The sequence below is a fragment of the Nocardiopsis sp. NPDC055879 genome (assembly GCF_053615935.1).
In genome coordinates this window covers 1-12,741 of sequence record NZ_JBSHCT010000007.1, presented here as the reverse complement: position 1 = coordinate 12,741, position 12,741 = coordinate 1, and the positions used below count along the sequence as shown (strand labels likewise).

Genomic DNA, 12,741 nt, shown 5'->3' with positions numbered 1-12,741 from the left:
GCTGAGGCGGCCGCGGCGACGCGGAAGAGGCGGGTACGGCCATGACGATACTGGGCGACCCTTCGCGGTGGCCTACCCGCCCGGTGTGGATCAGCCCTCATCCGCCAGGCTCAGGGAGGTGTCGCCGTCGTGCAGGGCGTAGCGGCGATACCAGGAGTCCAAGGTTCGGGGGCCGTGGCCGTCCAGTCGGGCCATGACCTCGCGGGCGAACTCGACCGGTGCCGTCGCGGCGGCGGTGACCAGGTCACCGTCGGTGACGGCCAGCCGGGCCAGATAGCGGTGACCGCCCGCGTAGCCGGTGGTCGTGACCAGATCCTGTCGGCACACCCCGGTGTGGTCCCGGTAGTCCAGGAGGCCCTCGCGTGCGAGGCCGACCGTGGCCGATCCGATCGCCCCGACCGGAACCCCGGCGTCCAGGAAGATGCCCGCGGCGGAGGCCAAGGGGGCCATGACCTCGGGGGAGTGGTCCCACGCTTCCGATCCGGGGAGCACCAGCATCGCGCTCGCGGAGGGGATGAGCTGCGGCAACGTGATGTCGGGGAGGAGGGTGAGGCCGCCGGCGGTGGTCACGGGCGCTCCGGTCAGGCCCACGGTGACGATTTCGCGGCTCCCGAGCCCGAGTGGACCCAACCCCGAACGCACGTGCGCGACCGCGTGGCCGTACTGCCAGTCGGCCATCTGGTCGTAAACAGCGAGGTGGAGGGAGGTGCGGAGCTCTGCGTTCATGGCAAGAGGTTGAAGTCTGGAAGGGCGGGGTGTCAATTTACGGATACCAGGGTTCTGGTGGCGGCTGCGCTCGCTTTCGGTTTTATTCGTGGGTGCCGTGAAAATACCGGTCTGGTGGTTCGGGTGGGAACTTGTCCAGATGACGGAGGGTGAGGAAGTAGGGATGAGGTGGAGGCCGGTAGGGGAAACGCCCGGCCGTGAGCGCGTGGTGCATGCGTGCTTCGGCGGATGTCGGGGCTCTTCTGGTTCTTCCTGGCCGCCGATTTGAACGACAACCCATGGGCGAGTCTCTGACCTTTCCGGTCGCGCACACGAAAAAGGGCTCAGCAGACGCTGCAATGTCTCCTGAGCCCCACACGCCCTGAATTCCAAGCTGCGATTACTAAGAAAGCAGGATCAATGACGAATCCTGGAGGGCGAGGGTGTCCCGCTGTCGCGGGAGCGCGTGGCCGGCTGAGGGGTCAGTTGCGGATGGCGATGAGGATCGCGCTCGTCCACAGGGCGACGGCGGCGCTCACGCAGACGCCCGCGATGACCATTTCCAGGGCCGCGCCGGTGAGGACGGCGACGAAACCGGCGATCGCCAGCAGGCACAGGGCCGCCGCCGTCCAGAGGTACTGCCTCTGATCGAAGAGTGGGGCGAGGGGGAAGAAGTGCAGTCCCACGATCAGCGCGATCGTGGGCGGCAGGAAGATCAGCTGGTCGGTGCGCACCAGGGCGAACACCGCCGCCGCGATCAGAACGATCTGGGTGATGTTGACCACGCCCACCCAGCGGTTCCACGAACGTGGAAGGACGCGCTCGCGTCGTCGATGACCCTGGCTCGCGTAGCGAATCCCCTGGAGGATCACCAGGAGGGACACCAACGCGGACACGATCATGGCCAGGAGCGGGGCCTGACTCAGGTTCCCCCATCCCGCCACAGCCCAGATGAAGGCGAAGACGCTGAGGATGATGATCCCCTGGCGTCGGATCCGGTCGTCCAGGAGCTGAGGTTCTGTGGTCGCAGGCACGCGATCACCCTACGGGCGGAGCGTGTCGTTTCATTGCCGTGAGCAGGGCCGGTTCCGGCCGGCGCGTCCCGCGAGCACCGATTTCAGGCCTGTGACCTGCGTCTCCGTCACAGAACCTCACCTGTGTGTTCACAGGACCTCACAAATGGTATTACCATTCTCGGAGCCTGGTCCAAGAGCAGGTCAAGGCGGTACTCGGTGTCCGCCACGTCCCACCCCGCCCAGTGGAAGGCTCCGTCGTGGAGAACTTCGAACCCGTGTACGGCACGGGTCCCCTCCTCGGGATCGCGGCGGGCGCCATCGCGCTCCTGCTGTTCCTGATCATCAGATTCAAACTGCACGCCTTCATCGCGCTCGTGCTGGTCAGCGTGATCACCGCGCTCGCCGCCGGCATCCCGGTCGCCGGGGTGGTGCCCACCCTCCTGGACGGCTTCGGCGGAACACTCGCGAGCGTCGCCCTCCTGGTCGGCCTCGGTGTGATGATCGGCCGCCTGCTGGAGATCACCGGTGGCGCGGCCGTCCTGGCCGGTGCCCTCATCAAGCTGTTCGGCGAGAAGCGGGCCCCGCTGGCGCTGGGCGTGGCCTCACTGCTGTTCGGCTTCCCGATCTTCTTCGACGTCGGCCTCGTCGTGATGCTGCCGATCGTCTTCAGCGTCGCCCGTCGCGTGGGCGGCTCCGTGCTGCTCTACGCCCTGCCCACCGCCGGCGCCTTCGCGGTGATGCACGCGTTCGTCCCGCCGCACCCCGGTCCGGTCACCGCCGCCGTCGAGATCGGCGCCGACATGGGGCTGACCCTGCTCATCGGTGCCCTTCTGGCCATCCCCACCTGGTACCTGGCCAGCTACCTGTTCGGCCTGTGGGCGGGCAAGCGCTGGGAGCTCCCCGTCCCGGACGACATCATGTCCGACGGTGAGGTCAAGCACGAGAACCCGCCGCACCTGATGACCGTCATCAGCGTCCTCCTCCTGCCGATGCTGCTGATCTTCGCCAACACCGGTATCACCACCGTCGCCGCCACCGGCGCGGTGCCCGAGGAAGCCACGTGGGTGCAGGTCATGCGCCTGGTCGGTGAGACCCCCATCGCCCTGCTCATCACCGTCGTCTACGCGATGGTCGTGCTCAGCAAGGGCCGCTTCACGCGTACCAGGGTGGAGGAGATCGTGGGCGGGGCGCTCGGCCCGGTCTGCGCGATCATCCTCATCACCGGCGCCGGCGGCATGTTCGGCGGGGTCCTGCGCACCAGCGGTATCGGTGACGCCCTCGCCGACAGCCTGGATTCCACGGGCATGCCGGTCATCCTCGCGGCGTTCATCATCGCCCTGGCCCTGCGCGTCGCCCAGGGCTCGGCCACCGTCGCCATCACCACCGCCGCGGGCCTCATCGCCCCGGCGGTGCAGGCCACCTCGGGGCTGAGCTCCATCGACCTGGCCCTGATCGTGATCGCCATCGCCTCCGGAGCCACGGCCCTGTCGCACGTCAACGACTCCGGCTTCTGGCTGGTCGGCCGCTTCCTGGGCATGGACGTCAAGACCACGCTCAAGACCTGGACCGTGATGGAGACCCTGATCGGCTTCATCGGCTTCGGGCTCGCCTTCGGTCTGTCCCTGGTCCTGTAGGTGGAACGGGCCATGGTCGCCGGGCGACCCGAACGCGGCTCACCCCTGCGGGGGGCGGGTGTCCTTCAACGCGTCGGAGACCTCGGTGACGATGGCCCGCATCGCCGCCTCCGCCACGTCCGGCAGCCCGTCCCGGATGGCCTGCGCCACCGCCGTGTGCAGGCGCAACGCCTCCGGGCGCGGCTGGTGCGGCATCAGGTCGTAGGAGGTGCGGCCGACCAGGACCTCGGTCACCACGTCCGAGAGCCCGGCCAGCATCTCGTTGCCGGACAGTTCCAGGATGCGCCGGTGGAACGTGACGTCCAGGTCCATGAACGTGTCGAGCTTGCCGGCCCGACCGGTCAGTGTCATCTGTTCGGCCAGCACCACCAGCCGGGCCCGCTCGTCGGCGGGGCCGCGTTCGGCGGCCAGGGCCGCGGCGCCCGGTTCCACGGCCGCTCGCAGTTCGTTCAGGGATCGCAGCTGGTCCATGCGGGCGTCTCCGGCCAGGCGCCAGCGGATCAGCTGCGGGTCGAACACGCTCCAGTCGCGCCGGGGCCGGACCCGGATGCCGGTGCGGGGGCGACTGATCACCAGGCCCATGGACTCCAGGACCCGCACCGCCTCGCGGGCGACCGTCCGAGAGACCCCGAATCCATCTTCCAACCCGCTCAGCGTGAAGGTGTGACCGCAGGCGTACTCGCCCGCGGCGATCGCCGGGCCGAGCACCGCCAGCACCCGGTTGTGCAACGTGCGGTGCGTCGTGCCCATCGGCGGTTCCTCGTACTTCCCGGTTCTGCTGCTTCGGCCGCTATGGGCCGGGGGTCAGCCTGAAGCCTAACGGGAACGATTGATAACACTATTGGTGGTGCCGCCGAGTGGCGGGCCACGAGACGGAGAGACCATGCACTTTGTCTTCATGGGTGTGTCCGGTAGCGGCAAGACGAGTGTGGCCCAGCGGGTCGCGGTCCGTCTCGGGCTGCCCTTCGCCGAGGCCGACGACTTCCACCCCGAGGCCAACATCCGCAAGATGGAGTCGGGGGTGCCCCTGACCGACGAGGACCGTGGGCCATGGCTGCGTGAACTGGCCCGCTGGATCGGTGCGAACGACGCCCTGGGCGAGTCCACCGTGATGGCCTGTTCGGCGCTCAAACGCGACTACAGGGACCTGCTGAGGGCCGGGGCCTCGGATGTGCACTTCCTCCACCTGCACGGAACACAGGAGGTGATCTGGGAGAGGCTCGACGCCCGAGAGGACCACTTCATGCCGTCGGGGCTGCTGCTCTCCCAGATGCAGACCCTGGAACGGCTCGGCCCGGACGAGGCCGGCCGGGAACTCGACGTGCGCGAGGACCTGGACACGCTGACATCGCAGGCCCTGGAGTACGTGGGGGAGCGGATGGGGGCCACGGGGGTCTGATCCGTCCCGCTCCGTTACGTCATGCCACGGCCACGGTCCGTTGTGTGGCATTACTCCACTTGTGCAGTGGGGCGCGGCACGCGACCCTGTTCGTCATGCAAGACTCCCAACCGTCCCCCACCGCCACCGCGTCCCGCCCCTTCAGCGTGGTGCCCCCGCCCCGGAAGAGCCTTCTGGCCCCGGCCCACCCGGGAGTGCGTCCCCCGCTGGACGTGCGTCAGACCTGTGTCCTGATGTTCGTCGCCGCGGCCCTGTACGGCCTGCTCGCCTACCTGGTCGGGAGCATGCTTTCCGAAGGCGTCCACGCGAGCGTGACGACCGAATTGTGGCTGCTGCTCGTGATGGCGGCCCTGGTCGGCCTCGGCCTGGTCGCGCTGGCACTGCCGGTCCGTCGAGCCGGTCACGTGCTCTGGCGGGCCTCCCAGATCGGTTCACTGTTCGCCTTCGGTACCGCGCTGTTCACGCTGTTCCTGGCGGCTTGGCTCGCCGACACCCCGCTGATGCTGGCGGGGACCGTGGCGGCGCTCTCCGCGATCGTCCTCAACATCGCGCTGTGGAGCACCAACGTGCGTCGCTGGTGCCACGAGTAGCACCAGGCCACTCCACTTCGACAAAGGGCCCGGCGGGTTTTGAACGAACCGTTCCCCGCCGGGCCTTCCCCATGTCCGGTCAGTCGTCCTCTTCGCCATCGGCCAGGACGTGCAGTCGGGCCAAGTGCTCGCCGTCGTCCTCGCCGTGACGGGCGACGTACACCTCCCGGGCCTCGTCCGCGACGTCGCCGATCTCGTCCTCGAAGCCGTAGTCGATGAGGTCGTCCAGGAGATCGAGTGCGCGATGGAGGGGATCATCCTCCTCGTCGTCATCCTCGCTCTTGGCGGGCAGGTGCGCGTTGACCAGGGACAGCACGACGGCGCGTGCCTCCTCGACCGCGCTCTCCGCGCCGGCGGCACCGCTCAGGCGGATGCGGGTGATGGGGTCCTCGTCGGCGATCAGCATGAGCTGTTCGGTGAGCCAGGCGCTGTCCTGACCTTCGAGGAACGCGGTGAGGGACGCGTCGTCCAGGGGTGTGTCCATTCGCAGATCATAGGACGCTCGAAGGGTCCTTGGTCCGAAACGGACACCATGTCGGAAAAGTTAAATCATCCTATGACCGGATAACTTTGAGGGAATGTACTGAAGCGAGTACTCAGGGTCATGGGATTCGGGTTTCCGTTGCACCCTTTAAGATCCCGAACAGTTGAACACCTGGACGCGAAAAACCGAGCTATGGATCACGGCACAGATCTGAAACGGTTGTATTAATACCCAGCCGTCTATCTTCCCAGGGGCTCGTGAACCGGTTTAGGGTCCACAGCAATCGTTCTGGGCCTCAACCCCACGTCCCCCTGAGGTGGACCACATGTTCACGAAGTCTTCCCGAAAGCCGCTCGGTCTCGTGGCCGTCGCGGCGTCGCTCACCCTGGTGGCGACAGCCTGTGCGGAGAGTGACCGCGGCTCCGGCGACGGCGAGCAGCCGTTCGTCTTCGGGGCCGCCGGTGACATCACGTCACTGGATCCCTTCCTCACCAACGACGGCGAGACCTACCGTTACAGCCGGCAGGTCTTCGAAACCCTTCTCGACCACGAATCCGGTGGTTCGGAAATCGTCGGCGGTCTCGCCGAGACCTGGGATCAGTCCGAGGACGGCACCGTCTGGACCTTCAACCTCCGCGACAACGTCACCTTCCACGACGGCGACGAATTCAACGCCGAGGTCGTCTGCGCCAATTTCGATCGCTGGAACAATCTGACCGGTGCCTACCAGAGCTCCAACCTGTCCTACTACTGGCAGTCGATCTTCGGTGGATTCGCCGAGCCCGACGAGGACTACAGCACCGGAGAATCCCGTTACGTCTCCTGTGACGCCGAGGACGAGCTCACCGCCGTCATCGAGATCTCCGAGTACTCCTCGATCTTCCCCGGTGGATTCAGCCTCGCCGCCTTCGGCATCATGAGCCCCACCACCCTGGAGACCATGGAGGGCCAGGAGGTCACCGGTGAAGAGGGCAACCTGAGCCTCCCCGACTTCGCCCAGAGCGCCGGCTCACTCGCCGGCACCGGTCCGTTCACCGTCGAGGAATGGAACCAGGACCAGGCCGAGGTCACCCTCAACCGGTACGACGACTACTGGGGCGACCCGGCGGGCTTCGAGACCATGATCCTGCGGAGCATCCCCGACGAGACCGCCCGCCGCCAGGCGCTGGAGGCCGGTGACATCCAGGGCTACGACCTGGTCGCCCCGGCCGACGTCGCGCCGCTGGAGGACGCCGGTTTCCAGGTGCCCACCCGTGACGTGTTCAACGTCCTGTACATGGCCTACCAGCAGGAGAGCCACGAGGCGCTCGCCGAGATGGAGGTCCGTGAGGCCCTCTCCCACGCGGTGGACCGCCAGCGCATCGTCGACACCATCCTCCCCGAGGGTGGCGAGGTCGCCACGCAGTTCCACCCGGACACCCTCGACGGTTGGTCCGAGGACGTGCGGACCTTCGACTACGACCCGGACAAGGCTCGCGAGATGCTCGCCGACGCCGGGTACGAAGACGGCTTCGACGTCGAGTTCTGCTACCCGACCGAGGTCACCCGCCCGTACATGCCCGCCCCCAAGGACATCTTCGACGTCATCACCGAAGACCTCCAGGAGGTCGGTGTCACCGTGGAGGCCACCCCCTACGAGTGGTCCGTCTACTCCGGCCAGGTCGACAGCGGCAACTGCCCGATGTACCTGCTCGGCTGGACCGGTGACTACAACGACGCCTACAACTTCATCGGCACCTGGTTCTCCACCCACAACGACGCGTGGGGCATGGACGAGGAAGAGCTCTTCGACAAGATGACCGAGGTGAGCACCAACCCCGACGAGGAAGAGCGCGTCGCCGGTTACCAGGAGCTCAACGAGATGGTCATGGACGCCCTGCCGGGGCTGCCCATCTCCAGTTCCCCGCCCTCGATCGCCTTCTCGCCCGACGTCGAGCCGCCCAACGTCAGCCCGCTGACGCAGGAGAACTTCGGCGAAGCCTCCTGGAAGTAGTACCTCCGCCGGGCCCGACCGCCACGCCGGTCGGGCCCGGCACCACGGGTGCCCCATGGCGGTGTCCCCCCGTCGCCGCACCTCCCCTGGGGCGATCCCCCGATCATCCGAACCTTCCACCACTGGCGAAAGGCGGCGAAGGTGCTGCGATTCATCGTCAGGCGACTCCTACAGCTCATCCCGACACTGGGTGGCCTGTCGATCCTGCTGTTCGTCTGGCTCCAACGGCTGCCGGGCGGGCCGGAGTACGCCCTCCTCCCCGACGACGCGACCCCTGAACAGCGTGCGATGCTGCGGCGGTCGCTCGGCCTGGACGAACCACTCATGGTTCAGTACCTGGCCTTCCTGCGCAGAATCGCCCAAGGCGACCTCGGGACATCGCTCCAGACCTCACGTCCGGTCCTGGACGAGTTCTTCCTCAGGTTCCCGGCGACGTTCGAGCTGGGCGTGACCGCGATCCTCATCGCCGTCACCATCGGACTTCCGCTCGGTTACCTCGCCGCGCGCCGCCGCGGCACCATCCTGGACTTCGCCGCCGTCGGCGGTTCCCTCCTGGGCATCTGCACCCCGGTCTTCTTCCTCGCGTTCATCCTCAAGGTGGTCTTCGCCGAGGGCATGGGGTGGTTCCCCTCGGCCTTCCGGCTCTCCCCGGGGCTCACCCGCACCGACATCACCGGATTCGTCGTCCTGGACGGTGTCATGACCCGTGAATGGGACGTGGTCTGGGACGCGCTCGCCCACCTGGCCCTGCCGGGGCTGGCGCTGGCGTCCATCCCGTTGGCCGTCATCACCCGTATGACCAGGGCGAGCGTCCTGGAGGTGATGGAAGAGGACTACGTGCGCACGGCCAACGCCAAGGGTCTGCACCGGACCACGGTCCGCACCCGCCACGTGCTGCGCAACGCCCTGCTGCCGGTGGTCACCGCCGTCGGTCTGCTCACCGGCAGCCTCTTCGCGGGCGCCGTCCTCACCGAGAGCGTGTTCGCCTTCCCGGGCATCGGTTCGTTCGTGTACATCGCCACCCAGGAACGCGACTATCCGGTCCTGACCGGGTTCATCCTGCTCATCGCCACCATGTACGTGTTCATCAACCTCCTGGTCGACATCTCGTACAGCCTCCTCGACCCGAGAGTGCGGGCCCAGTGATGCCTACGACACCGAGCTCCCAAAGCCCTTCCGAGACCGAAGAGAAGACGCCCCTCCACAAGCGCAAGGCCGCCAAGGTCGACCGGCTCGCCGAACTCATGGGCGACCGGGGCGACGACGGCCACGGTGCCGGGGTCTGGCGCGAGGCCTTCGGACGCATGCGGCGCAGCCCCATGGCGATCAGTGGCGCGATCATCGTCGTCGTGTTCTTGCTGGTGGCGCTGTTCTCACCGCTCATCGCCCCCTACAGCCCGACCTCACAGGCCTGGGGCAGCGAGGTCTTCCCCAACCGCAACGAGTTCGTCGGACCACGCGCCGAGAACTGGTTGGGCCTGGACCACCTCGGCCGCGACATGTTCTCCCGCATGGTGATCGGAGCCCGCCAGACCCTCATGGTCGGTGTGGTCGCCACCTTCGTCGGCTTCCTGTTCGGTGCCCTGCTCGGCGGCGTCGCCGGCGGCTGCACGGTCCTCGGTGGCCGGTGGGGGCGTCAGGTCGACAACGTCATCATGCGCGTCATCGACATGATGCTCGCGCTGCCGTCCCTGCTGCTGGCCGTCACCGTCGCCGCGCTCGTCGGACCCAGCCTGACCACCGTCATGCTCGCGGTCGGTATCGCCCAAATCCCGATCTTCGCCCGGCTGCTGCGCGGCGCGATGATCTCCCAGGGCAACCGCGAGTACGTACTGGCCGCGCAGGCCATGGGCGTGCGCAGCCACAAGATCGCCCTGACGCACATCCTGCCCAACTCCATGGGGCCGGTGCTCGTCCAGTCCACGCTCACCCTGGCGACCGCCATCATCGACGCGGCCGCCCTGTCCTACCTGGGTCTGGGCAACCCCGACGCGAACTTCCCGGAGTGGGGCACGATGCTCTCCGAGGCCCAACGGTTCCTGTCCAGCGCTCCGGCCCTGGCCGTCTACCCGGCCCTGGGCATCATCATCACCGCGCTCGGCTTCACCCTCCTGGGAGAGTCCCTGCGTGAGGCGCTCGACCCGAAGTTGAGGAAGTGACCATGAGTTCCAGCACGCCGCTGTTGGCGGTGGACGAGCTGTCCGTGGTGTTCCACCGGCGCGGGTCCGGTGAAACGCGCGCCGTCGACGGGGTCTCCTTCAGCCTGGAGGAAGGTCGAGTCACGGGTCTGGTCGGCGAGTCCGGTTGCGGCAAGAGCGTCACCTCCCTGGCCCTGATGGGGCTCCTCCCGGACCGCGGGGTCAAGGTCGGTGGCAGCGCCGTCATGCAGCTGCCCGACGGTGAGGTGGATCTGCTCCGCCTCTCCCAACGCCGCCTGCGGGACCTGCGCGGATCCCAGATGGCGATGATCTTCCAGGACCCGCTCAGCTCGCTCAACCCGGTGGTTCCCATCGGCCTGCAGGTCACCGAGATCCTCAAGCGACACCGGGGGATACGCGGGGCCGTCGCCCGCAAGGAGGCCGCCGACCTGCTGTACCGGGTGGGCATCCCCGATCCCACTCGACGGCTCAACGAGTACCCGCACCAACTGTCCGGTGGAATGCGCCAGCGCGCGCTCATCGCCATGGCGGTGGCCTGCAAGCCCCGCCTGATGATCGCCGACGAACCCACCACCGCCCTGGACGTCACCATCCAGGCGCAGATCCTGGAGTTGCTCAAGGACCTGGTCACCGAGGAGGGCACCGCCCTGCTCATGATCACCCACGACCTGGGCGTGGTGGCCGGCCTGTGCGACGACATCAACGTCCTGTACGCCGGGAGGGCGGTGGAGACCGCGCCACGCGAACCGTTGTTCGCCGACCCCACGCACCCGTACACCGTGGGACTGCTCGGGTCCATCCCGAGGCTCGACGCGCCACGAGGGGAGCCGCTCACCCCGGTGCGCGGTTCCGTCAACGACAACATCGCCTGGACGGACGGCTGCGCGTTCGCGCCCCGCTGCGACCACTACACGATGGAGTGCCTCCAGGGGCCGCCCCCTCTCGTGACCATGGCCGACGGCGCCGGGGGTGGTGGCGGTGGCGAGCACGTCCACCGCTGCGTCAATCCCATCGAGCACGCGGAAGTGGTGGACCGGGCCGTCCTGGACACCGCGACCGTTGCCGGCGAAGACGTGGGAGACGGCAGAGACGGCGAAGACGAGGAGGAGCGGGGATGAGCCTGCTGGAGATCAAGGACCTCAAGGTCCACTTCCCGATCAAGCGCGGCGTGCTCATCGACCGCACCATCGGGCACGTCCAAGCCGTCGACGGCGTTTCGCTGAGTATCGAGAAGGGCCAGACCTACGGCCTCGTCGGCGAATCCGGATGCGGCAAGACCACCCTGGGGCGAGCCGTCCTGCGCCTGAACCAGATCACCGACGGCGAAGTGTGGTTCGGTGGGCGCGACCTCGCCGGACTCGACCCCGAGTCCATGCGTCGCGAACGCGCCAACCTCCAAATGGTCTTCCAGGACCCGCTGGGCAGCCTCAACCCGAGGCAGACCATCGGCGCCATCCTCATGGAAGGGCTGGAGACCCACGGCATCGGCGGGCCCGAGGAGATCCCCGAAGGCACCACCGCCAAGGACCGCCGTCGACTGATCCAGAAGGATCGGGAGACCCGCATCGTCGACGCCCTGGAACGGGTGGGCCTGTCCGCCAAGGCGCTCAAGCGCTACCCGCACGAGTTCTCCGGCGGCCAGCGCCAGCGCATCGGCATCGCCCGCGCGCTGGTCCTGCAACCGGACCTCATCATCTGCGACGAACCGGTGTCCGCCCTGGACGTGTCCATCCAGGCGCAGGTGCTCAACCTCTTGGAGGAACTCCAGGAGGAGATGGGGCTGACGTACCTGGTGATCGCCCACGACCTCGCGGTCGTGCGGCACGTCAGCGACGTCGTAGGGGTGATGTACCTGGGTTCACTGGTGGAAGAGGCCACCAGCGACGAGATGTACGAGACCCCGATGCACCCCTACACCCGTTCGCTGATGTCGGCGGTGCCGGTTCCCGACCCCACGGTCGAGGATTCCCGTGAGCGGATCCTGCTCGCCGGTGACCTGCCCTCGCCGGCGAACCCGCCGACCGGCTGCCGGTTCCACACCCGGTGCCCCTGGCGCCAGGAGGAGCTGTGCGACACCGAGCGGCCCGAACTGCGCCCGTTGAAGAGCGGTACCCACCGGGTGGCCTGCCACTACGCCGAGCAGATCCTGTCCGGTGAGATCCAGCCCAGCGAGGAACGGGCCGATCGGGTCGTGCACGGCGCGAGCTGAGCGAACGCGAACGCGCGGGTGTCCCGGTGTACCGGGGCACCCGCGCGTTCGTGTGCGTGGCGGGACGTCGCGGGATGTGGCGGGACGCGGCGGGGACGTGGGCCACGGGGAGTGGGAGGTGAGGACGGAAGACGGTCGGAAAGGGGGGTGGGGGATCGGAGGCTAGAGATCGGATTTTCCGCAAGGAAGGCGAGTTATCCACAGGCAGGGGAGTTCGGGGTGGTGGTGGGGTCGGTGGGCGTGATCCCATCGATCTTGGGGGAGCCGCTGGTTTCGCCGGTTTCGTGCTGCCCGGGGGTGGGTGGGTGTGGTGGGGATGGGGCGTGGGGTGCCTCAGGTTTTTGGTTCTTGGGGTTGGTGGGGGTGCTCGGGTGGATTGGTGGGGCGCCTAGGGTTTCTGGCTCTTTGGGGTGGTTGGGCGGGGTGGGGTGTGGGGTGGGGCGCCTCGGGTCGGGGCCCTGCTGGTGGCCTGGCGGGGTGGGGTGGGTTCTCCCTCCTTCCCCGCCGCGTGATTGTTGCCGCCCGCACCGCACGCGTCAAGGCGATGTCGGG

12 protein-coding genes are annotated in these 12,741 nt (G+C 67.8%); 8 read left to right on the top strand and 4 right to left on the bottom strand.

The features are described from left to right. Positions 1-90: 90 nt before the first annotated feature. Positions 91-726: a DJ-1/PfpI family protein gene (locus ACWGKS_RS09715; RefSeq protein ID WP_452455293.1), complete on the bottom strand. Its 636-nt coding sequence runs from the start codon at positions 724-726 to the stop codon at positions 91-93. A 461-nt stretch (positions 727-1,187) separates the two neighbouring features. Beyond that, positions 1,188-1,739 (bottom strand): DUF7010 family protein, encoded by a 552-nt coding sequence (locus ACWGKS_RS09710; RefSeq protein WP_067601588.1) that lies wholly within the window; start codon positions 1,737-1,739, stop codon positions 1,188-1,190. Between the two features lie 239 nt (positions 1,740-1,978). Between ACWGKS_RS09710 and ACWGKS_RS09705 the strand changes: the two genes are divergently transcribed. Continuing rightward, entirely contained in the window at positions 1,979-3,355 is a 1,377-nt protein-coding gene (locus tag ACWGKS_RS09705; protein ID WP_067601591.1) for a GntP family permease, read from the top strand. A 39-nt stretch (positions 3,356-3,394) separates the two neighbouring features. Here the strand turns inward: ACWGKS_RS09705 and ACWGKS_RS09700 are convergent, their stop codons facing one another. Further along, positions 3,395-4,105: a FadR/GntR family transcriptional regulator gene (locus ACWGKS_RS09700; protein WP_358503046.1), complete on the bottom strand. Its 711-nt coding sequence runs from the start codon at positions 4,103-4,105 to the stop codon at positions 3,395-3,397. Positions 4,106-4,238: 133 nt separating this feature from the next. Here ACWGKS_RS09700 and ACWGKS_RS09695 point away from each other — a divergent pair, with 133 nt between their 5' ends. Both ACWGKS_RS09695 and ACWGKS_RS09690 read left to right on the top strand, forming a co-directional pair. Next, entirely contained in the window at positions 4,239-4,754 is a 516-nt protein-coding gene (locus tag ACWGKS_RS09695) for a gluconokinase (RefSeq protein WP_067601597.1), read from the top strand. Between the two features lie 95 nt (positions 4,755-4,849). Next, positions 4,850-5,344, top strand: coding sequence for a hypothetical protein (locus tag ACWGKS_RS09690; RefSeq protein WP_223809158.1), 495 nt, complete (start codon positions 4,850-4,852; stop codon positions 5,342-5,344). A 79-nt stretch (positions 5,345-5,423) separates the two neighbouring features. Here ACWGKS_RS09690 and ACWGKS_RS09685 read toward each other — a convergent pair whose 3' ends face one another. Then, positions 5,424-5,828, bottom strand: coding sequence for a hypothetical protein (locus tag ACWGKS_RS09685; RefSeq protein WP_067601600.1), 405 nt, complete (start codon positions 5,826-5,828; stop codon positions 5,424-5,426). Between the two features lie 325 nt (positions 5,829-6,153). On the opposite strand from ACWGKS_RS09685, the gene ACWGKS_RS09680 reads away from it, so the two are divergent. From ACWGKS_RS09680 to ACWGKS_RS09660, 5 genes are all read left to right on the top strand, one after another. After that, positions 6,154-7,821 (top strand): ABC transporter substrate-binding protein, encoded by a 1,668-nt coding sequence (locus ACWGKS_RS09680; protein ID WP_067601603.1) that lies wholly within the window; start codon positions 6,154-6,156, stop codon positions 7,819-7,821. A 141-nt stretch (positions 7,822-7,962) separates the two neighbouring features. Continuing rightward, positions 7,963-8,967 (top strand): ABC transporter permease, encoded by a 1,005-nt coding sequence (locus ACWGKS_RS09675; protein WP_452522319.1) that lies wholly within the window; start codon positions 7,963-7,965, stop codon positions 8,965-8,967. Continuing rightward, positions 8,967-9,980 (top strand): ABC transporter permease, encoded by a 1,014-nt coding sequence (locus ACWGKS_RS09670; RefSeq protein ID WP_358503039.1) that lies wholly within the window; start codon positions 8,967-8,969, stop codon positions 9,978-9,980. Before ACWGKS_RS09675 ends, ACWGKS_RS09670 begins: the two co-directional genes overlap by 1 nt. 2 nt (positions 9,981-9,982) lie before the next feature. Continuing rightward, the gene (locus ACWGKS_RS09665; RefSeq protein WP_358503037.1) at positions 9,983-11,098 is read left to right on the top strand and encodes an ABC transporter ATP-binding protein; all 1,116 of its coding nucleotides are present in this window, start codon (positions 9,983-9,985) and stop codon (positions 11,096-11,098) included. Further along, on the top strand, positions 11,095-12,189 hold the full coding sequence (locus ACWGKS_RS09660; RefSeq protein ID WP_358503034.1) for an ABC transporter ATP-binding protein: 1,095 nt from the start codon (positions 11,095-11,097) through the stop codon (positions 12,187-12,189). Before ACWGKS_RS09665 ends, ACWGKS_RS09660 begins: the two co-directional genes overlap by 4 nt. Positions 12,190-12,741: the final 552 nt, after the last annotated feature.